The 24,124-nt window shown below is 44.9% G+C and carries 23 protein-coding genes; 9 read left to right on the forward strand and 14 right to left on the reverse strand.

Features of this window, described 5'->3' with window-relative positions:
- The first annotated feature begins 425 nt into the window (after positions 1-425).
- The 4 genes from IX91_RS11790 (at position 426) to IX91_RS11805 (ending at position 4,571) form a co-directional block, all read left to right on the forward strand.
- Positions 426-1,898 (forward strand): aminoacyl-histidine dipeptidase, encoded by a 1,473-nt coding sequence (locus IX91_RS11790; RefSeq protein WP_004744889.1) that lies wholly within the window; start codon positions 426-428, stop codon positions 1,896-1,898.
- A gap of 276 nt (positions 1,899-2,174) precedes the next feature.
- Positions 2,175-2,615 (forward strand): ATP-dependent zinc protease family protein, encoded by a 441-nt coding sequence (locus tag IX91_RS11795; RefSeq protein ID WP_004744890.1) that lies wholly within the window; start codon positions 2,175-2,177, stop codon positions 2,613-2,615.
- Positions 2,615-3,520: a 30S ribosomal protein S6--L-glutamate ligase gene (gene rimK / locus IX91_RS11800; RefSeq protein ID WP_004744891.1), complete on the forward strand. Its 906-nt coding sequence runs from the start codon at positions 2,615-2,617 to the stop codon at positions 3,518-3,520. The genes IX91_RS11795 and rimK overlap by 1 nt, the downstream gene beginning before the upstream one ends.
- A complete protein-coding gene (locus IX91_RS11805; RefSeq protein ID WP_004744892.1) occupies positions 3,480-4,571 on the forward strand; it encodes a succinylglutamate desuccinylase/aspartoacylase family protein in 1,092 nt (363 codons plus the stop codon). The genes rimK and IX91_RS11805 overlap by 41 nt, the downstream gene beginning before the upstream one ends.
- Before the next feature lie 75 nt (positions 4,572-4,646).
- Here the strand turns inward: IX91_RS11805 and IX91_RS11810 are convergent, their stop codons facing one another.
- From IX91_RS11810 to IX91_RS11825, 4 genes are all read right to left on the reverse strand, one after another.
- Positions 4,647-6,011 (reverse strand): sodium-dependent transporter, encoded by a 1,365-nt coding sequence (locus IX91_RS11810; RefSeq protein WP_004744893.1) that lies wholly within the window; start codon positions 6,009-6,011, stop codon positions 4,647-4,649.
- A gap of 111 nt (positions 6,012-6,122) precedes the next feature.
- Positions 6,123-7,676, reverse strand: coding sequence for a sensor domain-containing diguanylate cyclase (locus IX91_RS11815; RefSeq protein ID WP_004749087.1), 1,554 nt, complete (start codon positions 7,674-7,676; stop codon positions 6,123-6,125).
- A gap of 119 nt (positions 7,677-7,795) precedes the next feature.
- Positions 7,796-8,539 (reverse strand): YggN family protein, encoded by a 744-nt coding sequence (locus tag IX91_RS11820; RefSeq protein WP_004744895.1) that lies wholly within the window; start codon positions 8,537-8,539, stop codon positions 7,796-7,798.
- Positions 8,540-8,594: 55 nt separating this feature from the next.
- Positions 8,595-9,071 carry a GreA/GreB family elongation factor gene (locus IX91_RS11825; RefSeq protein ID WP_004744896.1) on the reverse strand — a complete coding sequence of 159 codons (477 nt, stop codon included), beginning with the start codon at positions 9,069-9,071 and terminating at the stop codon, positions 8,595-8,597.
- Between the two features lie 79 nt (positions 9,072-9,150).
- Between IX91_RS11825 and IX91_RS11830 the strand changes: the two genes are divergently transcribed.
- The gene (locus tag IX91_RS11830; RefSeq protein ID WP_004744897.1) at positions 9,151-11,088 is read left to right on the forward strand and encodes a RecQ family ATP-dependent DNA helicase; all 1,938 of its coding nucleotides are present in this window, start codon (positions 9,151-9,153) and stop codon (positions 11,086-11,088) included.
- Between the two features lie 12 nt (positions 11,089-11,100).
- Here the strand turns inward: IX91_RS11830 and dinB are convergent, their stop codons facing one another.
- Positions 11,101-12,168: a DNA polymerase IV gene (gene dinB / locus IX91_RS11835; RefSeq protein ID WP_004744898.1), complete on the reverse strand. Its 1,068-nt coding sequence runs from the start codon at positions 12,166-12,168 to the stop codon at positions 11,101-11,103.
- 153 nt (positions 12,169-12,321) lie between these two features.
- On the opposite strand from dinB, the gene IX91_RS11840 reads away from it, so the two are divergent.
- Positions 12,322-13,536, forward strand: coding sequence for a GGDEF domain-containing response regulator (locus tag IX91_RS11840; RefSeq protein WP_004744899.1), 1,215 nt, complete (start codon positions 12,322-12,324; stop codon positions 13,534-13,536).
- A 68-nt stretch (positions 13,537-13,604) separates the two neighbouring features.
- Here the strand turns inward: IX91_RS11840 and nqrM are convergent, their stop codons facing one another.
- The 9 genes from nqrM to bolA form a co-directional block, all read right to left on the reverse strand.
- Positions 13,605-13,838 carry a (Na+)-NQR maturation NqrM gene (gene nqrM, locus IX91_RS11845; protein ID WP_004744900.1) on the reverse strand — a complete coding sequence of 78 codons (234 nt, stop codon included), beginning with the start codon at positions 13,836-13,838 and terminating at the stop codon, positions 13,605-13,607.
- A gap of 21 nt (positions 13,839-13,859) precedes the next feature.
- The gene (locus tag IX91_RS11850) at positions 13,860-14,864 is read right to left on the reverse strand and encodes an FAD:protein FMN transferase (RefSeq protein WP_004744901.1); all 1,005 of its coding nucleotides are present in this window, start codon (positions 14,862-14,864) and stop codon (positions 13,860-13,862) included.
- A 190-nt stretch (positions 14,865-15,054) separates the two neighbouring features.
- On the reverse strand, positions 15,055-16,281 hold the full coding sequence (nqrF, locus tag IX91_RS11855; RefSeq protein ID WP_004744902.1) for an NADH:ubiquinone reductase (Na(+)-transporting) subunit F: 1,227 nt from the start codon (positions 16,279-16,281) through the stop codon (positions 15,055-15,057).
- A gap of 33 nt (positions 16,282-16,314) precedes the next feature.
- Positions 16,315-16,911 (reverse strand): NADH:ubiquinone reductase (Na(+)-transporting) subunit E, encoded by a 597-nt coding sequence (nqrE, locus tag IX91_RS11860; protein WP_004744903.1) that lies wholly within the window; start codon positions 16,909-16,911, stop codon positions 16,315-16,317.
- A gap of 7 nt (positions 16,912-16,918) precedes the next feature.
- Positions 16,919-17,551, reverse strand: coding sequence for an NADH:ubiquinone reductase (Na(+)-transporting) subunit D (locus IX91_RS11865; RefSeq protein WP_004415330.1), 633 nt, complete (start codon positions 17,549-17,551; stop codon positions 16,919-16,921).
- The gene (locus IX91_RS11870; protein WP_004744904.1) at positions 17,551-18,321 is read right to left on the reverse strand and encodes a Na(+)-translocating NADH-quinone reductase subunit C; all 771 of its coding nucleotides are present in this window, start codon (positions 18,319-18,321) and stop codon (positions 17,551-17,553) included. Before IX91_RS11870 ends, IX91_RS11865 begins: the two co-directional genes overlap by 1 nt.
- Complete coding sequence (locus IX91_RS11875) at positions 18,311-19,555, reverse strand: NADH:ubiquinone reductase (Na(+)-transporting) subunit B (RefSeq protein ID WP_004744905.1); 1,245 nt, start codon at positions 19,553-19,555, stop codon at positions 18,311-18,313. Before IX91_RS11875 ends, IX91_RS11870 begins: the two co-directional genes overlap by 11 nt.
- 5 nt (positions 19,556-19,560) lie before the next feature.
- Positions 19,561-20,901 (reverse strand): Na(+)-translocating NADH-quinone reductase subunit A, encoded by a 1,341-nt coding sequence (locus IX91_RS11880; RefSeq protein WP_004744906.1) that lies wholly within the window; start codon positions 20,899-20,901, stop codon positions 19,561-19,563.
- A 434-nt stretch (positions 20,902-21,335) separates the two neighbouring features.
- On the reverse strand, positions 21,336-21,644 hold the full coding sequence (bolA, locus tag IX91_RS11885) for a transcriptional regulator BolA (protein ID WP_004744907.1): 309 nt from the start codon (positions 21,642-21,644) through the stop codon (positions 21,336-21,338).
- 137 nt (positions 21,645-21,781) lie between these two features.
- On the opposite strand from bolA, the gene IX91_RS11890 reads away from it, so the two are divergent.
- From IX91_RS11890 to IX91_RS11900, 3 genes are all read left to right on the forward strand, one after another.
- The gene (locus IX91_RS11890; protein ID WP_004744908.1) at positions 21,782-22,912 is read left to right on the forward strand and encodes a methyltransferase; all 1,131 of its coding nucleotides are present in this window, start codon (positions 21,782-21,784) and stop codon (positions 22,910-22,912) included.
- Positions 22,913-22,974: 62 nt separating this feature from the next.
- Positions 22,975-23,544 (forward strand): YajG family lipoprotein, encoded by a 570-nt coding sequence (locus tag IX91_RS11895; protein WP_004744909.1) that lies wholly within the window; start codon positions 22,975-22,977, stop codon positions 23,542-23,544.
- Entirely contained in the window at positions 23,544-24,089 is a 546-nt protein-coding gene (locus IX91_RS11900; protein ID WP_004744910.1) for a peptidylprolyl isomerase, read from the forward strand. Before IX91_RS11895 ends, IX91_RS11900 begins: the two co-directional genes overlap by 1 nt.
- Positions 24,090-24,124: the final 35 nt, after the last annotated feature.

A 24,124-nucleotide genomic window follows, 5' to 3' on the forward strand; every position in this document is an offset into this window, starting at 1 on the left:
TTGATTTCTCAGTTCCGTGGAGGCGACAAATCGGACTCATCCTTTGAGCATTTTCTCTTCGCTTTCGAAGTTGGTTACAAATATACCCCAAAGAAATTTAATTACAAGCATTAAAGTGACAAAAGTCACAAAAAGTTTAAAAACTGACTTAGATCAAATGAATATTGTAATTTAATTACAGTTATATCAATTTATTGTTTGGATTTAGTACAAACACTACCCATTCAGTTGCACAGGGCGTGTCAACCAGAATCTACAATTTGTGATTGCACCGAAACATTTGCTTGCCGCTTTTACTACACCCTTTAGTCAGGGAGTGCTATTCTGTGCTCCTCTACCCAATAGGCCAGATTTAGGTTTTTGTGCCAGATTAATGGCAGAAACCAAACACATAATCTGGCGTTGTTCTTTTTAAGGAGTCATCCGTGTCTGAATTCCATTCTGAAATCAGCAGCTTATCACCTGCTCCAATTTGGCAATTTTTCGATAAGATCTGTTCTATCCCTCACCCTTCAAAACACGAAGAAGCCCTAGCACAATACATCGTTGATTGGGCTAAAGAGCAAGGCTTAGATGTTCGCCGTGATCCAACAGGCAACGTTTTCATCAAGAAGCCAGCTACACCGGGTATGGAAAATAAGAAAGGTGTCGTTCTGCAAGCACACATCGATATGGTGCCACAGAAGAATGAAGACACAGATCATGACTTCACAAAAGATCCGATTCAACCGTACATTGACGGTGAATGGGTAACAGCGAAAGGAACCACACTCGGTGCCGACAATGGTATGGGTATGGCATCTTGTCTTGCGGTACTGGCTTCAACAGAAATCAAGCATGGTCCAATTGAAGTGCTGCTAACGGTAGACGAAGAAGCAGGTATGACAGGTGCATTCGGTCTTGAAGCGGGTTGGTTAGAAGGTGATATTCTTCTTAACACTGACTCAGAGCAAGAAGGCGAAGTCTACATGGGCTGTGCTGGCGGTATTGATGGTGAAATGACTTTCGATATCAAACGCGAAGCGCTTCCAGCAGGCTTTACAACTCGCCAACTGATCCTAAAAGGTTTAAAAGGTGGTCACTCGGGCTGTGACATTCATACTGGTCGTGGCAATGCCAACAAACTACTTGCTCGATTCCTAGCAGGTCACGCACAAGAACTTGACCTTCGTCTTGTCGAGTTCCGCGGTGGTAGCCTGCGTAACGCTATTCCTCGTGAAGCGTTCGTAACAGTAGCTGTACCAGCAGAAAATGAAGCTAAGCTTGCTGAGTTGTTCGAGTTCTACACTAACCTACTTCGCACTGAACTAGGTAAAGTAGAAACAGACATCGTTTCATTCAACGAAGCGATCGACACAGAGACACAAGTATTAGCGATTGCCGACCAGCAACGTTTCATCGCCGCATTAAATGCATGCCCTAACGGCGTGATTCGCATGAGCGATGAAATTGAAGGCGTAGTTGAAACGTCTTTAAATGTGGGTGTCGTGACCACTGAAGCAAACCAAATCCAAGTGTTGTGCTTAGTTCGCTCTTTGATTGACTCTGGCCGTCAACAAGTAGAAGGCATGCTGACTTCTGTTGCTGAACTGGCAGGCGCTCAAATTGAGTTCTCTGGTGCTTACCCAGGTTGGAAACCAGACGCAGACTCAGAGATCATGGCTATCTTCCGTGACATGTACGAAGGCATCTACGGCCATAAGCCAAACATCATGGTTATTCACGCTGGTCTTGAATGTGGTCTGTTCAAAGAACCTTACCCGAATATGGACATGGTATCATTTGGCCCAACCATCAAGTTCCCACACTCACCAGATGAGAAAGTGAAAATTGATACGGTTGCCCTATTCTGGGATCAAATGGTTGCTCTACTAGAAGCGATTCCTGAAAAAGCGTAATTTCCATTACTAAATCTAATCCTAAAAGCCAGCTAGCATTAGCTGGCTTTTTTATTTTCGCTCCTCACTAAACCATAAATATTTTTTGTCGTCACGGTGATTTCTTTTCGTTAGTCAGCGCGAATCATGGTTGCTACAGTCGCCCTCCTTGAAGCACCTAAGGGTAAATTCTCTGCCCTCTTCAGGCACTACACTCGGCATAAAACGACCGTGTTAAGTTGGGGATGCTCACTTCAATCGAGCATCTTAAATACTCTCTAAATTATTATTACTGCGATGAAAGAAAAACTACTTGTTGGTTGGCGAGAAACCCTCAGCCTACCGAGCCTTGGTATTGAGAAAATTAATGCAAAAATCGATACCGGAGCCAAGACCTCGTGTTTACACGCATTCAAAGTAGAGAGCTTTAAGAAGGACGAAGCTCAATGGGTTCGCTTCTGGATCCACCCAATTCAGCATAATACGGACGTAGAAATTATGTGTGAATCTGAAGTCATTGATGAGCGTATCGTTCGCGACTCAGGTGGCCATGAAGAATCGCGTTATGTGATCAGCTCTGATTTGAGCATCGGTGGCGAAACTTGGCCAATTGAAATTACTTTAACCAATCGCGAAAACATGGCTTTTCGTATGTTGTTAGGCCGTACAGCAATGCACAACCGCATCGTTGTTGACCCTGTTGAATCGTTTTTAGTCCCTTTCGAGGAAAGCAAATAATGAAAATTGGTATTTTATCTCGTAACGCTAGCTTGTACTCAACCAAGCGTTTAATTGAAGCGGCAAAAAACCGTGGCCATGAGGTAAAAGTCATCGATGCACTTCGTTGCTACATGAACATCAACTCAGACGCGCCTGAAATTCACTTTAAAGGTGAAGAGCTGTCTGGTTTCGATGCCATCATTCCTCGTATTGGCGCTTCTGTCACTTTCTATGGCACAGCGGTACTACGTCAATTTGAAATGATGGGCGTTTACCCCGTCAACGAGTCGGTAGCCATCACTCGCTCTCGCGATAAGTTACGCTCTATGCAGCTGCTATCTCGCAAGGGTATCGGCATGCCAATCACTGGCTTTGCGAGTAAACCTGATGACGTGAAAGACCTGCTTGAAATGGTTGGCGGTGCGCCTGTTGTAATTAAGCTACTAGAAGGGACTCAAGGCATCGGCGTTGTACTGGCTGAGACTCGTAAGGCGGCAGAAAGTGTTGTTGAAGCCTTTATGGGCCTGAAAGCCAATATCATGGTTCAGGAATACATTAAAGAAGCGGGTGGTGCTGACATTCGTTGCTTTGTGATTGGTGACAAAGTGATCGCTGCGATGAAACGTCAAGGTGCAGAGGGCGAGTTTCGCTCTAACCTCCACCGTGGTGGCAGCGCATCGTTAATTAAGATTACTCCAGAAGAGCGACGCACTGCGGTCGCGGCTGCGAAAATAATGGGGCTAAATGTGGCTGGGGTTGATCTACTAAGATCAGAACGCGGTCCATTAGTCATGGAAGTAAACTCATCTCCAGGTCTTGAAGGTATTGAGGCCGCAACTGGTAAAGACATTGCTGGAATGATTGTCGAATTTATTGAGAAAAATGCGGCAAGCAAAAGGACTAAAACTCGTGGCAAAGGCTAAAAAGAATAGCGCATTCGAATTTCTCGGCGAGTTTACCTCGCCGGGAGAGCGTAAGGTGATTGAGTTAGAAGCGGCAAAGCTTTACACCCATTCACCGTTATCGATCCCGGTCGAGATCATAAACGGTAAACAAGCTGGGCCCGTTCTTATGGTCAACGCAGCAATTCATGGTGATGAGCTTAACGGCGTTGAGATTGTTAGACAGTTAATCAACACCCTTGATGCTAACAAGCTCAAAGGCACCATCATTGCTGTACCCATTGTTAACGTGTTCGGCTTTATTCATAAGTCTCGTTATCTGCCAGACAGACGAGATTTAAACCGCTGCTTCCCGGGTAGCGAAAAGGGTTCGCTTGCTTCACGCATGGCGAACACCTTTTTCTCTCAGGTCGCTAAGCGCTGTGACTACATTTTGGACTTACACACAGGTGCCATTCACCGCACCAACCTGCCACAGATTCGGGCAGATTTAAGTAATCCAGAAACACTTCGTATTGCTCAGGCGTTCGCTACGCCAGTGATCGTTGATGCTCCACTACGAGACGGCTCTCTGCGTAGCGAGGCTGAACGCCTGGGCATTCCGGTTTTAACCTATGAAGCGGGAGAAGCGCTAAGGTTTGAGCCTATTTGTATCAGTGCTGGCTTTATCGGGGTTCAGCGTGTCATGCAGGCAATTGGTATGCTGCGTTCAAGTCGCAAAAAGTTGCCAACACCGATGATCGCTAAGTCCACCAGCTGGTTGCGCGCGGAAAGTGACGGTATTCTTCGGACTGTGGTGACGTTAGGCGAAAAAGTAGAAAAAGGTCAGGTGCTGGCTTACATCAGTGCGCCATTAGGCCACAGTGAGATTGAACTCACCGCACGCAAAGGCGGGATTGTTATCGGTCAGCAAACTTTACCTTTGGTTAACGAAGGTGACGCCATCTTCCATTTGGCTTACTTTGAACAAGACGATCAAGAAGTTGAGCAAGTGGTTGAAGAGTTTATCGAAGAAGTGATCGATGCTGATTTGGAGCCCTTAACCACTGGTCAGATTAACTCACCGTCTTAATCTGTGTAATGAGTAAAAAAATAGCCCGCATTTTTGCGGGCTATCTAGGGTCTGTTGACCTTAATTTCGATTCATTTAGCCAAAAGAGGCCCAAATCACTGTGGCGACTAAGATAGGACAAACGAACTTCACATAGGCAGGCCACAGTTTGCCAAACCAGCCTTGAGTAAATTCAGGACAGCCTTGCTCTAGCTCTTTAATCTTAGAGTGACGACTCCATACCCAACCGCCAAATAGGCAGAATAACAGCGCTGCTGCTGGCTGAAGGTACTGGGTTGCGACCATCGCCACCAAGCCAAACATGGCCGCAAAGTTGTAGACAATCACCACACTGAACAATGCAATCAAACCACCTAGCACCCAGCTTGTTGGTGTTCTCTTGGTGTTAAAACGCTCACTCACTAAAGCAACCGGACACTCCAGCATAGAGATAGATGATGTTAGTGCAGCAATGGTCAGTAGTAAGAAAAATACAATCGCAAACAATTGGCCAAGCAAGCCTAAGCTATCGAACATGAGTGGTAATACGGTAAACACTAGGGTATCGGAACTAAGCAATGAGCCATCTTCAGCGTATATCTTTACCCCTTTTTGCATCGCGACAAACATAGCAGGCATAACAACAAGACCTGCAATAAAGGCGACTGCGGTATCTACTAAGGTAACGTTCATTGCCATCTTAGGCAGGTTCTCTTTTTTGCTCAGATAAGAACCGTAGATCAGCATCGAACAACCACCGATAGTTAGCGAGAAGAAGCCCTGCCCCATCGCCGCTAAGATTAGTTTACGATCCATCACTTTTTCAAAATCTGGAATCAAGTAGTGCTTCAAGCCTTCCGTCGCACCGTTTTGCGTCATGATGTAAATGAATAGCAGAGCAAACAAAACAAATAGCGCGGGCATCAGTCGAGTTGACCACTTTTCGATCCCCTGCTTAACACCACCTTGAACAATGAGCACAGTGAGAACGTAAAAAGTAATCGTACCGAAAAGATTGCGCTCGACACTAAAGCCTTTAAACCAAGCAGTCGCAGCTTCCATACCTAAAACATCTGTAATGGCACCAAGTAAGAAGCAAATCAACCAACCGCCGACGATACTGTAGAAGGCAAGCACGGCACTTGGCACACTCAAACCAATCCAACCAACAGCTGCGCCTACTCTTTTTCCTGCTGGATTCGCCGTTAAAGAGCGCATACTGTCAACAGGGTTAGCCTGACCATGACGACCTATCGCCATTTCAACGACCAACATAGGAAAAGCGACCACTAGGATCATCACTAGATAAACCAGTAAGAAGGCACCGCCACCGTTGCTTGCTGCTTGAGTTGGGAAACCCCATATATTGCCTAAACCAACCGCGGCACCTGCTGCGGCAAGAATAAATCCGAGACGCGAACCAAAATGTTCGCGAGATTGAGAATTGTCTACTTGTGCCATACCACTTAAATCGCACCAATGAACTAGTTGGCTAGTACATTAATACAAAACACCAATATTCACAATTAAAATAGCAAATCGTTAGGTAGATAAGGTTACGTTATAGCCGATTTAACTCGTAACGTTCAGTTTACGCGTTGACTCTACTAAGTAAGGCTTGATCTTCGCTCTATTTCTTCCACTGTGTTTAGCTTCATAGAGCGCACTGTCGGCCACAAGGAAAATATCGTGCTGACGGTCGAGAGGTTGACTCGCACAATCCGCAACCCCCACAGATATTGTGACATATTGCGCAGTAGGCGAGTGTTCATGGGTAATGGCGAGGCTATTTATCGCCGAGAGCAACGCATCCGCTTCCCGCTTATTGTTGATTGGTTGCTCGGAGGAAAGGAGGATACAAAATTCTTCTCCCCCGTACCTAGCAATAAACTTGTCACAACTCGATTTGGCGTTAGATAAATGGGTTGCCACTTCACTTAAAATAAAATCCCCTTCAAGGTGACCATAGTTATCATTGAAAGATTTAAAGTGGTCGATATCGATCAAGACAACACTCACATGCTGATTTTGAGAACATGACTTGAGTTGCTGCCAATAAGCTTGAAGTTTGCGTCGGTTACCTACTTTAGTTAACGCATCATGAGTCGATAACCATTCCAGCTCACTTCTACTCTGTTCTAACTCACCAAAAACCTCATTGATTCGACTAGCAAAATCACGCATCTCATGGGAAATAAACTGATCTTCTTCAGTGATAGTTTGGCTATCTTTATTGAGATTACACAGCGCAAATCTCGCTTGCTTGATCGGTTTAATCATCACATGCACAACACACAAATTAAAACCAAACATAAATACGGCAAACGCGAGAACGGCAGAAAGCTCTCCCCATGTGATAAACGAAGGCATAGTGACCGAGTGATTAATCACAATACAAACCGTTGAATTGTTCTGATAATCCAACCGTTCGAGAATGGTTATATTCTCTCGATTAGCAACCTCCGCAGCTTCTGCTTGTTGCTTGGTGTAAATTTCGACATTGATGCCCGTTGCTTGCTTTAGCATTCGTACAAAGCTACCGCCAATCGGCTTTATAAACATCATATAACCGCGGTCACAGTCCGCACCATCGCTATCACAGATCCTTGACGTTGCGAGGAGAGCGGGCTGATCATCAAAAACAAGAAACTTAACAAACGGAGTGATCTTGTCGGTTCTGGATTTCAAACTATCGGCTAACAATGCACCAAATTTATAACGGATTTCATCGTAAGAACGATCCTGCTGGGCCTTTACATCGTAATGACGACCCCAGATTAAACTCACATTGGGGTCAAAAATGAATACACCACTCAGTTGCTGAGAGGTAAAGGTATGAGGGCTGATACTGCGATCGGTAAACGCTTGATTAGGTGAATGAATAAAGTCAGTGATACTTTCCCATGCCGCATAGTTGATTAACGAACGGGCAAGTTCAGATTTCTGTAGATCGATGACAGTTTTAACTCGATTCACTTCCTCGGATTGCAGAAACTCAAAACGCTCAACCGCCTCATCATAGGTCCAGATATAGCGGAAAGAGAGATAACAAAAAACAAAAACACTCGCCATCATCAGCGAAGCAATAATCGTTAACTGTTTGAGAGATAGGTGGGATATCTGCATCTAAACGTCATACCCTAAAAGCAAGAGCCAGAATTAAACACATTATTCACCAAGTTGTCTATAACAAGAGTGCCATAAGCACTCTGTTATGTGATCGCATACCTTGAGCAATCGTTACCTTAGATCGTAAAAAGCTGATAATCCTTAAGTTCAGGTATCTTCTTATGCAGTTGCTGCTCTTGTTCTGCCATCTGATCCAGCGAGTCACAAAATTCTTCGCTTTGCTGCTCAACCTCAACCGCATGTTGCTTTAAGCGCTCCGCGATACGCTCTTTCAGCTCACTCATCGCATTCGCCATTTCAGTTAAGTTTAAGCCGCCTTCCGCCTTCATCTTTTCCGACATCGCATTGAATGCGCTAGCTATAAACTCTTCATTAAACAGCGCTTTCGCTTTTTCAAAATCTTCAGCCCATGTTTCGCGTAGTGAAGAAAAAGTATCTGCTGGCAGTACGAGATCGCCATCATTGTAGTAGCGCGCTTCCATATCTGCATAAAATTGCTTCATAGATTGCTTCACGCTATCAAACGCTTCTGGAGCATCAAAGCTCACCGCCACGTCATCAACGATATCATTGGCAAGCGCTAAACCGTCCTGAGCGATCTTTCTCACGCGCGGTAAGTAATCATTCAGATTGTCACGGTACTGAGCAATCGCTTGTTGCTGCTCATTGTTCAGTTCTATCTTCTCACCGTGAATAAGTAAGTTATTGTCAGCATCGACAATCGCTTTCTCACCACTGGTCTGCACGATTTCAATTCGCTCACCATTGAGATGAATCTCATTTTTTAAATCCACTTTACATTGCGCAGCATACGCTTGGCTTGAAAGCAGTATCGGTAAGGCAAGTATTACTTTCTTCATTGTCATCCCACTCAATTGATTGGTCACGAGCATATCAAAAATGGCTCAAAGTTTGTCAGCAGATGGTTTCTATCTCGTAGCTATGCTCGATGTCACCAATTCTATAACTGATTTCATCTTCCACCTGTTTCGCTTTTAGAGCCTGTCCAAGCGGGGAGTCAAATGTAACCAGCACGATTACATGTTGTTGAAACTCGACTTTGAGGCCACCCGCACAAGGGGAAAGAAAGAACCAGTGGCGATCATCTTCTACATCAAGCAGTGACACTAAACAACCCAACCCGACGGCTTGCGGTTCCTGCGGTAGTACCAAATTGGTCAGAGCATGAATCTCTTGTTCACACTCCTGTACCCGCATCGCTTGGCCATGCGCTAAATAAGACGCCTCTAGAGCTAACGTATCATATTTGTGCTCAGGGACCGTCTCTTCGTCGGTCGCGGACTCGATCGCTCTTTGTGCTGAGCTCACTGCAATCTCTAACTTACTTTGCAGTTGCGAGAGTATTACTTGCCGCAGCTCTAATTTATTCATACTAAAATCGTGTTCCATTGCTCTGATAGCCATTAGAATACCTGTGACCGACGCAGAAGAGAATAGCAGGAATAGCCCGATGGACAGTTCGCCCCACCAGTCAGACATAGCATACACCCTTCAACACACATTTGGCTTCGATAGCCTAAGAGGCGGACAGCAACAAGCGATTGAGACCATTTTAGAAGGACGATCCTGCGCAGCGATTTTCCCTACTGGCTCAGGGAAATCTCTGTGTTATCAGCTACCGGCTACCCTGCTGCCAAATCTAACTTTGGTCGTCTCCCCTCTGCTCGCGCTAATGAAAGACCAACTCGCTTTTTTACACAGCAAGCAAATACCCGCAGCTTCAATCGATTCAAGCCAAAGCCGCGAAGAGACGCTGCAAGTGATGGAACAAGTTAGGCGTGGTGAGATTAAAATCCTCATGATCTCTGTTGAGAGACTGAAGAACGAGCGGTTTCGTCAGTTTATCTCTCAAGTACCCATTTCGCTGTTGGTGGTCGATGAAGCGCACTGTATTTCAGAATGGGGTCACAACTTTCGTCCCGATTACCTAAAACTGCCTCAGTACTTAAAAGAGTTTCAAATTCCTCAAGCTTTGCTGTTGACTGCAACGGCGACTCAGTCAGTGATTGAGGACATGCGAGACAAGTTTTCGATCGCTAAGCAAGATCTCGTTGTGACTGGCTTCTACCGAGCAAACTTAGATATCAGCGTTGTTCCTTGTGAAGAGGACGACAAAGCAGAGCAGTTGCTCAACCTTATTGGCCCTGAACCTACCGCACCGACGGTGGTTTATGTGACTTTACAGCAAACCGCAGAAACAGTTGCCAAACAGCTACTCAAAGGCGGTGTCAATGCTCACGCTTATCACGCGGGGATGAAACCCGATGTTCGTGAATCTATCCAAGACCAATTTATGCGTGGTGAGATCGACTGCATTGTTGCCACTATAGCGTTCGGCATGGGTGTCGATAAATCAGATATTCGCCGTATCATCCACTTTGATCTGCCAAAATCCATCGAGAACTACGCTCAAGAAATTGGTCGAGCGGGTCGAGATGGCAAGCCATCTCAGTGTATTTTGCTCGCCAATCAAAACGGTCTCAGCACGCTAGAAAACTTTGTTTACGGTGATACCCCAGAGCTCGGGGATATCGACTCGGTACTCAAGCAGGCTATAGAGAATACACCACAGTGGGAAGTGGTCCTTTCGAGACTGTCTACGGAAACCAATATTCGTCAGTTGCCATTAAAAACGCTGTTGGTTTACATGGAGATGGCGGGTCTTGTAGAAGCCAAGTTCAGTTACTTCGCCGATTATCGATTCAAATTTATTAAAGATAAACAATTTATCATCAGTCAGTTTGATCCAACTCGCCAGCAGTTTGTCTCCGCTCTGTTTGACTGTTCAAGCCAAGCTAAGGTCTGGTGTCAGGTTGATTTTGATGCCTTATGGAACCACTTCCAAGGTGAACGCCATCGCGCGGTTGCTGCCCTCGACTACTTTAACGAAAAAGGATGGATTGAGCTCGAAAGTAAGCTGATGACCGAGGTCTATACAGTCAATAGCCCCGAGCAGAGCCTCGATGTGCTCTCTCAAAACTTGTGGTCACTGTTTAAAGATAAAGAGCGTAGTGATGTAGAGCGAATTCACAATCTACTTAACTACTTTCAATCTGAGCAATGTTTAAGTGCAGGACTCGCACACTATTTCGCAGATTACAATGCCCCTGCTGAATGCGGTCACTGTAGTGTTTGTCGTGGTGCTATCGCCACTTTGCCTCAACCAGTCGTAGAAGAGTACAACCCTGAGCAGGTATCGACGTGGTTAAAGACGCTCGAAGATAAAGCCAAACAAAAACTCTCACCTCATCTGAAAACTAAGTTCCTTTGCGGCATCACCACGCCACTATTCACTAAGATCAAAGCTCGCTCTTTGTCTGGATTTGCCAAACTGGAGTCGACTCCATTCGCTGATGTCCTAGCGCAAGTTGAGCACATAGAGAACTAGAGGCATTTAAGACTAAAAGAAGCTAAGTTGTTTCGCCTGCTCTTCCGGTTTAAGCATAACGTTTAAACCCAACAGGCGAATCTCTCTGCCCTGTTGGCGCTTCAAAATATCACTCAATAGCTGCTTGAAATATTCCAGTTCAAGCTGCGGGTGAATATGTTCAATGGTGGTTAATTGAAAATCAGCGAACTTCAGCTTAATACCTTGCTTAATGATGGCTTTGTCAGGCGAGGCTTTTTCTAAACGTTTTTCGAGCTCCGGAAAGAGCTTTTCTTCGATCACCTGCCAACACTCCTGATAGGAAGAAATATTTTGGCTAAAGGTTCGCTCGACGCCGACCGATTTACGCTCTCGTTCGACAACCACTTCGCGGTTATCGATACCGTGGCTCTTATTCCACAGTGAAGCACCCAATCGACCAAACCTAAGTAGCAAATCGCGATAGTTACTGTTTTTAATGTCTTCACCAGTATAGAAGCCAGCTTGGTGTAGCTTTTCCAAACTCACTTTGCCGACGCCAGGTATCTTCTCTAAAGGAAGTTTATCGACCACTTCTTGCACGCTATCTGGCGGGATCACAAATTGTCCATTGGGTTTATTCATGTCAGAGGCGACTTTGGCTAAGAATTTAACTGGAGCAATACCAGCCGACGCGGTTAACGAAAGTTCATGCCAGATGTCACGACGTATTGCTTCGGCAATCAGAGTGGCTGAACCCTGACACTGAGTACTTTCTGTCACGTCGAGAAAGGCTTCATCCAGAGATAAAGGCTCGATCAATGAAGTGTAGCGGGAAAAGATTTCGCGGATCTGTTTTGAAACCTCTTTATAGACTTGCATTCTACCGGGCACGACAAGTAACTGTGGGCATAGTTGCAATGCACGAGCCGTTGGCATAGCGCTACGAATACCAAATTTTCTTGCCTCATAATTACAGGTACTCAGGACACCACGCTGTTTCTCATGGCCACCTACAGCAAGCGGTCGCCCACGATAAGAAGGGTTGTCTCTCATTTCTACCGCAGCATAAAAACAATCCATATCGACATGGATGATTTTTCGTACTTTTTCACCTGACATTACCGACAATACACCTGAAAGATAACTGTATATAAAAACAGTTTAATTTATCTTAGCTGGTTCTCATAGAAAAAATTGTCGATCAATTACCCGTGCAAGATCGATAGATGGGTTTATTATTAAAACTATAGCGACAAATTAAGAGGCACGACTTTGAACAATAAAGTACTGGTTGTGGAAGATAGCCGTGCGTACCAAAACTACCTGACACAGCAGTTAACCGCTATTGGTTGTCAGGTTTATAGCGCCGAAACCCTAGCTGAAGCCAAGCATATCCTGCAGCAACACCGAGAGTTCCGCTTTGCCGTTTTAGACTATTGTTTACCTGATGCTCAGGATGGAGAAGTTATCGACCTCGTACTGGAGCACAAGCATAAAGCCATCGTCCTTACGGCTACGTTCAATGAAGATGCCAGAGAGCGTTTTCTCGCAAAAGGCGTTGTCGACTACCTGCTGAAAAATAGTATGGCTTCAGTTGCTTACCTAATTCCTCTCGCTAAACGCCTACTCAACAACGATAAGCATCACGCTTTGATCGTTGATGATTCTCCCACCGTTCGTGCACATGTTACCCAGCTATTAGAGCACCAGTACATAAAAACGACTCAAGCGGAAAATGGCCAAATCGCACTAGAAAGGTTAAAGCAAGATCCTACCATTACCTTTGTGATTACAGATCATGATATGCCTGAAAAAGATGGCATCAAGATGATCCAAGAAATACGTCAATCTTATGACAACAATAGTTTGGGCATCATAGGCTTATCGGGCAGCAACTCTAAAACCCTCACAGCTCAGTTTCTAAAAGCAGGTGCCAATGACTTTTTAACTAAACCTTTTAATCAAGAAGAGTTTTATTGCCGGGTACATCAGCTGCTCAATATGCGAGAGGCTACGGAAGAGCTGTATAAGCTCGCCAACCAAGACGCGCTTACCGGGCTTTGGAATCGACGTTTCCTGTTTGCTCAAGCTTGCTCTACGTGCACAGATCGTTGCATCGCCATGCTGGATATTGACCATTTCAAGGCAGTTAATGATACCTATGGTCATGACGGGGGAGATGCTGCACTGAAAGTCATTGCCAATATTCTAAAGATCTATTTCCCTGATGAAGTAGTGGCAAGATTCGGTGGAGAAGAGTTCTGTATTCAATCTCATATCCCCTTTGATGAGTTCATAACCCGGATTGAAAATGTGCGGTTACGTATCGAAAAAACGCTCATCAAGCATGACTCCAATAGTATTCAAGTCACTGTCAGTATTGGAGTATGTAACAGTAACGCGAGCTTAAACGAGCAAATAAAGTTGGCAGATGACAGGCTTTATGAAGCAAAAGCAGCAGGAAGAAACTGCACAATTTATAGCTAAAACTAGTTTCTCTACAAACAAAAACACCGACATAACGTCGGTGTTTAACTTGGAATAAAGCGCTTACATTAGGCGATACGATCTTTTTCCCATGCTGCTAGCTTTTCAGCTCTAGCCGCTTCACGCGCTTCACGCTTTTTACGTGCATCACATGGTTCAGGGCAATTACATACTTTGTCGATACCAACTGCACCCAGGCCGCCACAGCTGCCTTTTACCACTTTCTTTTGGATAATATAGCCGATTGACATAGCGGCAATCACAGCCATAAACACACCAAAGGTAATTAAAAATGTACTCATAATGACATGCTCGTAATCTTATTATTGATTCATAAATGGCTTGTAAGCTTCAGAAGCTAACTCTTTAAAGCCATCTTGGGTTTTAACAATCATAAACGCAGGAATATTGTTTTCATTGGCCACCTGCATACCTAGCTCTTCACCAAGAACCATAAGGCCAGTCGCCAAACCATCTGCCGTCATGGATGACTTGTCCAGTACAGTGACTGACACCACCTTATGGCGAATAGGCTTACCCGTCTGCGGGTTGATGATGTGCGAGTATCGTACGCCATCACGCTCAAAATAGATACGGTAATCACCCGATGTCGCTACCGCCATATCGCCTGGTTCAATAATCTCTTGAATTGCACGCTCGTCAGTCGATGGTTTCTCAATGGCGATTCGCCATTTCACGCCTTCACGGTTTAAACCTTTCAGACGCATTTCACCGCCGACTTCAACCATGTAGTTCTTAACGCCTTGAGATTGAATGTAGTCTGCAACCACATCTACGCCCCACCCTTTTGCAATTGTCGATAGATCAACATAAAGGTTAGGAATATCTTTTCTGAGTGTATTGCCTTCAACAGAAAGATGTTCAATACCCGTCATCGCTTTACGTGCTGCCAACTCTTCGTCACTTGGCACTACCTCAGGGCGAGCTTCAGGACCAAACCCCCAAAGGTTAACCAATGGACCAACTGTCACATCTAACGCACCTTGAGTAAGACCGTTTAAACGGATCGCTTCTTTCACTACAGTGACAGTTTGAGGCGACACTTCGAATGACTCAGAAGATTGCAGTTGGTTAAAGCGACTTAACTCAGAATCTTTGCGATAGGTCGACATCTGGTCATTCACCTCTTCAAGCAGACGATCGACTTCCTGCTGAAGCGCCTGTGGAGAAGGGATACCTTCCGCTGAGATATATTTAATATTGTAAGTCGTCCCCATTGTTGGGCCGCTTAGGTGAACCTGCTCTGCGGGCTTTTCACAGCCAGCTAAAACGAGTAGAGAAGCAAATGCAACAAGCCACTTTTTCACTTGTTAGACTCCTTAAATTCGAAACGGGAATAGCACATACGTTTTATATAGAACGTATCGACTATTACCACTCTTTAAAAAATAATGGCTGACTTAAAGCAGCCAGCCATCTTATATACGTAATTTCAAGTAGTTGGAGTTGTAGCTCAGCAGATTAACTTATCAAGCTACAGCCCCAACTTACCGAAATTTAGCCGCCGAAGTCATCCAGTAGGATATTTTCGTCTTCAACACCGAGATCTTTCAGCATGCCGATAACAGCTGCGTTCATCATCGGTGGACCACACATGTAGTACTCACAATCTTCAGGCGCTTCGTGATCCTTCAGGTAGTTTTCGTACAGTACGTTGTGGATGAAGCCTGTGTAACCATCCCAGTTATCTTCTGGCATAGGGTCAGACAGTGCACAGTGCCACACGAAGTTTTCGTTTTCAGCTTGTAGGCCATCGAAGTCTTCAACGTAGAACATCTCACGCTTAGAACGCGCACCGTACCAGAAAGACATCTTACGAGTAGAGTTAAGACGCTTAAGCTGGTCGAAGATGTGCGAACGCATTGGCGCCATACCAGCACCACCACCAACGAAGACCATCTCGTTGTCTGTGTCTTTCGCAAAGAACTCACCAAATGGACCAGAAATAGTACACTTGTCGCCCTCTTTAAGAGACCAGATGAACGAAGACATGATACCTGGTGGTACGTCAGGATTATTAGGCGGCGGCGTAGCGATACGCACGTTTAGCATAATAATACCTTCTTCTTCTGGGTAGTTAGCCATAGAGTAAGCGCGGATTGTTTCTTCGTTTACCTTAGACTCGTAGCGGAACAGGTTAAACTTGTCCCAATCTTCGCGGTACTCTTCTGGTACATCGAAGTCAGCGTATTTCACGTGGTGAGCAGGAGCTTCAATCTGGATGTAGCCACCAGCACGGAAAGGTACTGATTCGCCATCTGGAATTTGTAGCTTAAGCTCTTTGATGAATGTTGCTTTGTTATCGTTAGAGATAACTGAACATTCCCACTTCTTAACGCCGAAGATCTCTTCAGGAAGTTCGATGTCCATGTCAGTTTTCATTGCAACCTGACACGCTAGACGCTCACCTTCACGCGCTTCACCTTTAGTAATGTGGTCAAGCTCGGTAGGTAGGATGTCGCCACCACCTGATTTAACTTTTACGCGACACTGGCCACATGAGCCACCGCCACCACAAGCAGAAGATACGAATACACCAGCACCAGCTAGAGCACCCAGAAGCTTACTGCCTGGTTGTGTAACGATCGCCAGATTTGGGTCGTTATTCACAGAGATTGTAATGTCACCTGATGGTACTAGTTTAGATTTAGCGAATAGAATCACTAAAACTAGCGCCAAGATAATCAGGGTAAACATCACTACACCAAAAATAATAGTATTCATGACTATTCCTTTAATTGCTGCCGTTTACCCGACTTACAGTTGAACACCAGAGAAAGACATAAAGCCTAACGCCATTAGACCAACTGTGATGAACGTGATACCAAGACCACGTAGACCTGGAGGTACATCAGAGTACTTCATCTTCTCACGAATACCTGCAAGAGCAACGATAGCTAGCATCCAGCCCACACCTGAGCCAAAGCCGTATACTACTGACTCTGCAAAGTTGTAGTCACGTTGTACCATGAAAGATACGCCACCGAAGATCGCACAGTTTACTGTAATCAGCGGTAGGAAGATGCCTAGTGCGTTGTACAGAGGTGGGAAGAAACGGTCTAAGATCATTTCTAGAATCTGTACAAGAGCCGCGATTACACCGATAAAGGTAATGAAGTTTAGGAAGCTAAGATCCACACCTTCAAGTAACGCATTCTCTTTAAGAACTAGGTTGTAAAGTAGGTTGTTCACAGGTACTGCAACAGTCAGTACGAAAACAACGGCAACGCCAAGACCGAAAGAGGTCTTAACTTTCTTAGATACAGCAAGGAATGTACACATACCTAAGAAGAACGATAGTGCTAAGTTTTCGATGAAAATCGATTTAACTAGCAAGCTAATGTAGTGTTCCATGACGTCCTTACTCCTTCGCTTCTACTTGCTCTGGTTTCAGAATACGGATTGCCCAGATAAGGAAACCGATTAGGAAGAATGCAGATGGTGCTAGTAGCATCAAACCGTTAGGCTGGTACCAACCACCATTGCTCACTAGAGGTAGAACTTCCATGCCAAATAATTTGCCTGAGCCAAATAGCTCGCGGAAGAAACCAACAGTGATAAGAACGAAACCGTAACCAAGACCGTTACCAATACCATCGATAAGTGATGGAAGAGGCTCAGACTTCATTGCGAATGCTTCAGCACGACCCATAACGATACAGTTCGTGATGATTAGACCTACGAATACCGATAGCTGCTTAGAGATATCGTATAGGTAAGCTTTTAGCACTTGGTCTACCACGATTACTAGAGATGCGATGATCGCCATTTGAACGATGATACGCACACTGTTAGGAATGTGGTTACGGATGACTGAAACGAAGAAGTTAGACAGTGCAGTTACAAAGATAACCGCTAGTGTCATTACAAAAGCCGTTTCTAGTTTAGTTGTTACTGCCAATGCAGAACAAACACCAAGAACCTGAAGCGCGATTGGGTTGTTATCCAATACTGGCGCTAATAGACTCTTCTTAACGTTTTGTGCGCTAGACATTAGTTCAGACCTCCGTCACGAACTTTTGCTAGGAATGGACCAAAGCCCATATCGCCTAACCAGAAATCAAATGTACCTTGAACACCGTTACCTGTTAGTGTCGCACCTGATAGGCCATCAACACCGTGTTCAGAACCTGCTGGAGCGCCACCTTTAACAATCTTGATTGCTGGTTTGTGGTTCTCATCAAACAGTTTCTTGCCTTCAAACTGAGCACGCCAAGAAGGGTTCTCAATTTCACCACCAAGTCCAGGAGTTTCACCCTGTTCGTAGTAAGTGATTGCAGAGACAGTGTTACCGTCAGTTTCTACTGCAACAAAAGCGTACATCATTGACCATAGACCCGTACCGTGAACAGGTAGGATGATCTTAGATACTGCATCGCCATCTTTCACTAGGTAAATAACACCCGTGTTTGCGCGACGTAGGATCTTCGCTTTGTCTTGGTCAGCGGTTAGCTTGATAGACTCAGCAGGATCTTTTGCAGCTTTACGTTGGTCGTATGACGCAGCGTCACCTTCAACGAAAGCACCAGTATCGAAATCAACTAGACGAGGCTCGATGTACTCAGCGAATAGCTCTGGTACTTTCTTGCCTGTAGCGTCGATACCTGCAACTTCAACGATCTTAGTTTGCTTATCTAGTACAGCGTTAGCTTTTTGCTTGTCACGTAGACCTACAGCTGCTGTTGATACGATGATTGAACAAACAAGGCTCAACCCGATAACAACACCCAGCGTCTTTTTAATGCTGTCGTTATTACTTGCCATAGCGTGCTAGTCTCCGCTTGATGTTCTTCTCGATAACTACATGGTCGAACAGAGGTGCAAACAGGTTCGCGAATAGAATCGCCAGCATCATACCTTCTGGGTAAGCTGGGTTTACTACACGGATTAGTACACACATCACGCCGATTAGCGCGCCGTACCACCATTTACCTTTGTTAGTAAATGAAGCGGATACAGGGTCCGTTGCCATAAAGAACATACCGAATGCAAAACCACCTAGAACTAGGTGCCAGTGCCATGGCATGTTGAACATTGGGTTAGTGTCAGAACCGATAACATTGAACAGAGTCGCTGTTGCAATCATACCGATCATCACACCCGCAATAATGCGCCATGAAGCAATTCGCATGTACACGATCATTGCTGCACCGATCATTAGAGCCAGTGTCGAAACTTCACCAATAGAACCAGGAATGTTACCGATGAAAGCGTCCATCCAAGTGATTGGAGCGCCTGTCACTGTATTCACTAGTGCACCGTTACCACCTTGTGCCCATTGGCTAAGCGCCGTCGCACCAGAGAAGCCATCAGCTGCAGTCCAAACTACGTCACCTGAGATTTGCGCAGGGTAAGCGAAGAATAGGAATGCACGGCCAGCAAGTGCTGGGTTAAGGAAGTTACGACCCGTACCACCAAAGATCTCTTTGGCAACTACAACACCGAAGGTAATACCTAGCGCCGCTTGCCATAGAGGAAGTGTTGGTGGAACGATAAGTGCAAATAGGATAGAAGTAACAAAGAAGCCTTCGTTAACTTCGTGCTTACGCACCATACAGAACAGTACTTCCCAGAAACCACCAACGATAAATACCGTTGCGTAGATAGGTAGGAAGTAAGTTGCACCTAGGATCATCTTACTGCCAACGCCTGCATCGGCGGCTAAAGTGCCCCCAAGCATTTCCGTTAGCCAGTAGTGCCAGTTGCCAACAACTACAGCCGCTAGCTGATCACCAGCATACATGTGATTAAGTGCTGAGATAGCTTGGCCACCCGCGTTGTACATACCCCAGAACATTGCTGGGAATACCGCGAACCAAACCATGATCATGATACGTTTTAGGTCAACGCTATCACGAACGTGCGAGCTTTTTTTCGTTACCAAGCCTGGCGTGTAGAAAAGTGTTGCTGCTGCTTCATATAAAGCAAACCACTTCTCATGCTTACCACCTGGCTCAAAATGATGCTCGATGTCTTCAATAAACTTTTTAAGAGCCATGAAAATTACCCTTCCTTCTCGATGGTATCTAGGCATTCACGAAGGAGTTCACCGTACTCGTATTTACCAGGACACACAAAGGTACACAATGCTACATCTTCTTCATCTAGCTCTAGCGCACCTAGTGCTGCTGCACTGTCAGTATCACCTGCGCATAGATCACGAAGTAGCAGAGTTGGCTCCATATCTAGAGGCATTACGCGTTCGTAGTTGCCGATTGGAACCATTGAACGATCACTACCGTTAGTCGTCGTTGTCATGTTGAACAACTGACCTTTGAATACGTGACCAAGGAATGAGCGAGTAATTGAGAACTTGTTCTTACCAGGCATTGCCCAACCGAACAGTTCTTTTTCACGGCCTTCACGTAATACAGAAACCTGTACGTGGTAACGACCAAGGTATGCGTGAGGACCAATTGCATGAGTACCAGTTAGTACTGAACCAGAAATCACACGAACTTCACCTGGCATTAGCTCGCTGTCCGTTACGTCATCAAGGCATGCACCTAGAGATGTACGAACTAGACGAGGGTTATTCACTACTGGGCCAGCCAGAGAAATAACACGGTCAGTGTAAAGTTCACCAGTTAGGAACAACTTACCGAACGCGATAACGTCTTGGTAGTTGATACTCCACGCCACATTTTCTGCATTCACTGGGTATAGGAAATGCATGTGGGTGCCAGCAAGACCTGCTGGGTGAGGGCCATCAAATACATGCTCTTCAACATTTGATTGAGAAGAACGAGGAAGACTTGTGCCAGATTTACATACGTAAACCTTGCCATCAGTCAGAGTTGAAAGCAGATCTAAACCTGCAACGAACGCTTCTTGTTGCTCATTGATGATCAACTCAGGCTGAGCCGCCAATGGATTGGTATCCATAGCAGTAACGAAAATAGCCTTAGTAGAAGATTCGATTGCTGGAACCTTGCTGAACGGACGAGTACGTAAAGCGGTCCAAAGGCCTGATTCAACTAGTTGAGTTTTCACCGTTTCACGGTCAAGACCTGCTAGTTTATCAGCTTCAAACTTATCGAATGTCACCTGCTCTTCACCTGCCACTTCAATCACTACAGATTGAAGTACACGCTTAGCACCACGGTTAATCTCGATCACTTTACCAGCTGCTGGTGAAGTAAATTTCACACCTGGGTTCTTCTTATCTTCAAAAAGAACTTGAGCTTTCTTTACTTCATCGCCTACGCGGACATGCATAGTAGGACGCATGCCGACGTACTCTTCGCCAAGCAAGGCGACTTTTTTGATGGTCTTACCATCATTAATCACCTGGGTAGGAGTTCCTGCAACAGGAAGGTCCAAACCCTTCTTTATTGTAATCATACGCACTTGCACTACTTTTATCGGGAAAAAGATTCTTTGTTTGCGTAACTTTTAGACACGACACTAGTGTCCGGTTTTGGTGAAGTTTTAAACACCAAAATCGCAACATCCTATTAAAAATCTCGCTACAAGAATTAAGCGGGATTTATCAGGTGCGGTAGTCTATCATCTTTTTAGAAGGTGATGCCATGATGAATGCTATGATTAACAGAGATATTTCGAGTGAATAGGGTTTAAAAGGCGATAGAATAGTCATAACTTTGAGCCACCGCACAAACATAAATCCGCACCCTATTTCCTATTTTTCTAATTCATTCACATCGTGAAACATTCTGTTTTAAAACTAACCATTGCATTTATTTGTTTCTACCTTGTTAACATCTAGACTATCGCTACCAATAAAAAGGGTAGCAAACGCTACCCCTTTTTGTGACTTATTTTGAACCGCCTAAACACATCGGGCTATCTGGCGCGAGCTGATTCTGCTCTTTCCATTCATCAGCCGTATAGGTGTGCATAGACAAAGCATGAATTTGGTTGGCTAACTCTTCAGCAAGCACTTGATTCACTTGGCGGTGACGTGCAATCAAACGCGCCCCTTCAAATGCTTCACTGACAATAACCACCTTAAAGTGGCTTTCTGAGCCTGGCGGAACGTTATGCATGTAACTTTCGTTAATCACGCTTAAGTGGTCTGGATTGAAGGCCTCTTTGAGCTTGCTTTCAATGACTTCTTGGATCATCTGTTTCACCATCAGATATGAACAACTTAATAAGGTTAGATAATAATCGCCTCTATCATAAAGCTAAAGGTTTTAGTTTCCTCTCCCCTCCGGTTTTGCGACAATTTAGCGATTAACGACTAGCTAGCATTCCAAATATGAAAACTGAGCTTACTTTGCACGAGCGTACTCTTTCTTTGTACCGATACCCAAAAAGAAATAATGAAACCCTGCAAGCATGGGATGCTGGAGACGAATATCTCATCAATCATGTTGAAGAGTTAGAGTTACCAAGTAATCAGAACATTCTAATTATTAACGATCACTTCGGCGCTTTGAGCTGTTGGTTTAGCCAACGACATAAAGTTACATTGATGAGTGACTCGTTTATCTCTCATCAAGGGGCAAACGCCAACCTCAAAGCAAACAGCTGCCCGACGATCACTAACTTGACCACCATGGACAAGATTCCAAGTGACGTCGATTTGGTGCTGTTTCAGTTACCTAAGAGTAATCGCCACTTAGTCTGGCTACTCAGTCAGTTGCGCGATTCGCTAAAGAGCTCTGTCCCGGTGATTGCGGTCAACAAGGCCAAAGAGATCCACACTTCGACACTCAAACTGTTCGAAAAATACCTTGGCGAAACCAAGACATCGTTGGCGTGGAAAAAACACCGCCTTGTCTTTAGCAATGCCAACAGTCAAACACCAATCAAAGTCTCCCCTGACACTCGTTGGTCCGTTGATAATGAACAGATTGAGCTTAACAATCTGCCAAATGTTTATTCTGGAGAGAGTCTAGATCTCGGTGCTCGCTTTATGCTTGAACACTTACCGCAAAATTCACAACTTAAACACGTACTCGATTTAGGCTGTGGTAATGGCGTGTTATCAGTAAAAATGGGCCAACTGAATCCTCAGATAAAACTGACCTGTGTCGACGAGAGCTTTATGGCGGTGGAATCCGCGCAACAAAACCTTATCGCAAACTTAGGAAAAGAGAGAGAAATCGATTGTATCGCCAATAACTGCCTCGATGGAATGCCGGCGAAAGATGTTGATTTGGTAATGTGTAATCCCCCTTTTCATCAGCAACAAGCGATTACGGATCACATTGCATGGCAGATGTTCTGTGATGCAAAGCAAATTCTTAGTGTCGGTGGACAATTATTAGTTATCGGTAACCGTCACCTCGGCTACGATGGAAAGCTATCTAGACTGTTTGGCAAGTCGAACGTAAAAGTTGTCGCTTCCAATAAGAAATTTGTTATTTTACAAGCGACTAAATAGTCCACTATTATCTGTCTATACGTTTCAGTAGGCTCGCAGAGTTAACAAGAAAGGAAATTACAATGAGAAAACTGGTTCTAGCCGCGTCAATGGCATTACTCACTGCGTGTTCAGCTCCGCAGCAAGAGCAAATCAACTTCATGCCTAAAGCGGTATTGAGCAACAGTGATATTGTTCAAGATGCAAGTTTTACTCTGACCAGTAAAGACATGCGTTCCGCGCAATATGTTGCTTTGGTAGACAGTGGACGTTCAAACATTGAACCGATTCACTCTAAGCAAAATGTTCGCATCTCAATCGAAAACGCACTGTTGGATCAGTTCAAGTCGCAAGGTTTCCGTAGCACAGTTAACAGCGAAAACTCCGTGGAAGTGGAAGTTCAAGAAGCGCTAGTGTCTGTTAAGCACACCGTAATGGAAAACCAGATGGATGGAAAAGTCGTTCTGGAAATTACCGCAGAAACACCACAGGGCAAACTTGTTAAGACTTACACAGGTACAGCAAAACGCACAGGCGCACTTAGCGCTTCAAACGAAGAGATCGAAGAAGTACTTAATGATGTCATCAACCTAGTGCTGCAAGAAGTCTCTAACGACCGCGAACTTCAAAACTACATGCAGGAGCGATTCTAATGTGGAAAACAGCAATTGCCTCACTTGCGTTAGTTAGCAGTCTCGCATTTGCAGGTCCAAAGGTAGAATTCGAAACCAACCTAGGCTCTTTCACTGTTGAGCTAAACCAAGAGAAAGCCCCAATCACGGTGGCAAACTTTTTAAAGTATGTCGACGATGGCAGTTATGTTGGCTCTCAATTTCATCGCGTGATCCCTAACTTTATGGCTCAGGGTGGTGGTTTTGATAAAGAGATGAAGCCGCTAGCGACTTACTCGCCGATTAAGAATGAAGCGTCGAATGGGTTGAAGAACAATACGGCAACGATTGCAATGGCGCGTACCAACAACCCAAATTCTGCAACTCGTCAGTTTTTTATCAACTTCGTCGACAATAACTTCCTTGACTATGACCAACGCCCACCAGGTTACGCAGTGTTTGGTAAAGTAACGCAAGGTTTTGACGTAATTAGAAAGATGGGTAAAAAACCGACCCACTCAGTAGGACGCTACCGCGACGTTCCTGTTGAGCCAATCATAATTACAAAAGCAACTCTTCTAAAATAATCCTCTTAGGCTCTAATCTCCAAGGTTAGAGCCTT

The sequence above is a fragment of the Vibrio tubiashii ATCC 19109 genome, from assembly GCF_000772105.1.
GTDB classification, from domain to species: domain Bacteria; phylum Pseudomonadota; class Gammaproteobacteria; order Enterobacterales; family Vibrionaceae; genus Vibrio; species Vibrio tubiashii.

Bases quoted from the DNA above. Each gene is read 5' to 3' on its own strand.
- IX91_RS11895 (WP_004744909.1), top strand. From the start codon at position 22,975: ATGAGAAAACTGGTTCTAGCCGCGTCAATGGCATTACTCACTGCGTGT.
- nqrF (WP_004744902.1), bottom strand. From the start codon at position 16,281: ATGAATACTATTATTTTTGGTGTAGTGATGTTTACCCTGATTATCTTG.
- IX91_RS11890 (WP_004744908.1), top strand. From the start codon at position 21,782: ATGAAAACTGAGCTTACTTTGCACGAGCGTACTCTTTCTTTGTACCGA.
- bolA (WP_004744907.1), bottom strand. From the start codon at position 21,644: ATGATCCAAGAAGTCATTGAAAGCAAGCTCAAAGAGGCCTTCAATCCA.
- IX91_RS11865 (WP_004415330.1), bottom strand. From the start codon at position 17,551: ATGTCTAGCGCACAAAACGTTAAGAAGAGTCTATTAGCGCCAGTATTG.
- nqrM (WP_004744900.1), bottom strand. From the start codon at position 13,838: ATGAGTACATTTTTAATTACCTTTGGTGTGTTTATGGCTGTGATTGCC.
- IX91_RS11810 (WP_004744893.1), bottom strand. From the start codon at position 6,011: ATGGCACAAGTAGACAATTCTCAATCTCGCGAACATTTTGGTTCGCGT.
- dinB (WP_004744898.1), bottom strand. From the start codon at position 12,168: ATGTCAGGTGAAAAAGTACGAAAAATCATCCATGTCGATATGGATTGT.
- IX91_RS11820 (WP_004744895.1), bottom strand. From the start codon at position 8,539: ATGAAGAAAGTAATACTTGCCTTACCGATACTGCTTTCAAGCCAAGCG.
- IX91_RS11825 (WP_004744896.1), bottom strand. From the start codon at position 9,071: ATGAATAAATTAGAGCTGCGGCAAGTAATACTCTCGCAACTGCAAAGT.
- IX91_RS11815 (WP_004749087.1), bottom strand. From the start codon at position 7,676: ATGCAGATATCCCACCTATCTCTCAAACAGTTAACGATTATTGCTTCG.
- IX91_RS11795 (WP_004744890.1), top strand. From the start codon at position 2,175: ATGAAAGAAAAACTACTTGTTGGTTGGCGAGAAACCCTCAGCCTACCG.
- IX91_RS11900 (WP_004744910.1), top strand. From the start codon at position 23,544: ATGTGGAAAACAGCAATTGCCTCACTTGCGTTAGTTAGCAGTCTCGCA.
- IX91_RS11830 (WP_004744897.1), top strand. From the start codon at position 9,151: ATGGACAGTTCGCCCCACCAGTCAGACATAGCATACACCCTTCAACAC.
- nqrE (WP_004744903.1), bottom strand. From the start codon at position 16,911: ATGGAACACTACATTAGCTTGCTAGTTAAATCGATTTTCATCGAAAAC.
- rimK (WP_004744891.1), top strand. From the start codon at position 2,615: ATGAAAATTGGTATTTTATCTCGTAACGCTAGCTTGTACTCAACCAAG.
- IX91_RS11875 (WP_004744905.1), bottom strand. From the start codon at position 19,555: ATGGCTCTTAAAAAGTTTATTGAAGACATCGAGCATCATTTTGAGCCA.
- IX91_RS11880 (WP_004744906.1), bottom strand. From the start codon at position 20,901: ATGATTACAATAAAGAAGGGTTTGGACCTTCCTGTTGCAGGAACTCCT.
- IX91_RS11870 (WP_004744904.1), bottom strand. From the start codon at position 18,321: ATGGCAAGTAATAACGACAGCATTAAAAAGACGCTGGGTGTTGTTATC.
- IX91_RS11805 (WP_004744892.1), top strand. From the start codon at position 3,480: ATGCGGCAAGCAAAAGGACTAAAACTCGTGGCAAAGGCTAAAAAGAAT.